Here is a 201-nt window from a genome sequence, read left to right as displayed (position 1 = left end):
AATGGCGTCCCCTAGGGGACTCGAACCCCTGTTACCGCCGTGAAAGGGCGGTGTCCTAGGCCACTAGACGAAGGGGACGAAACCTTCGAACGACAAGGCCAGCACTAGGCTGGCCTTGAGTGTGATTGGTGGAGCTAAACGGGATCGAACCGTTGACCTCTTGCATGCCATGCAAGCGCTCTCCCAGCTGAGCTATAGCCC

At 58.7% G+C, this 201-nt stretch carries 1 tRNA gene; it reads right to left on the bottom strand.

Annotation, left to right across the window (positions count from 1 at the left end):
- Positions 1-2 precede the first annotated feature (2 nt).
- Positions 3-78, bottom strand: a tRNA-Glu gene (locus E4487_RS24215).
- Between the last annotated feature and the right edge of the window lie 123 nt (positions 79-201).

This window comes from Pseudomonas sp. BMW13, from assembly GCF_013357275.1.
Classification (GTDB): domain Bacteria; phylum Pseudomonadota; class Gammaproteobacteria; order Pseudomonadales; family Pseudomonadaceae; genus Aquipseudomonas; species Aquipseudomonas khazarica.
This window is presented reverse-complemented; position numbering and strand designations above follow the sequence as displayed.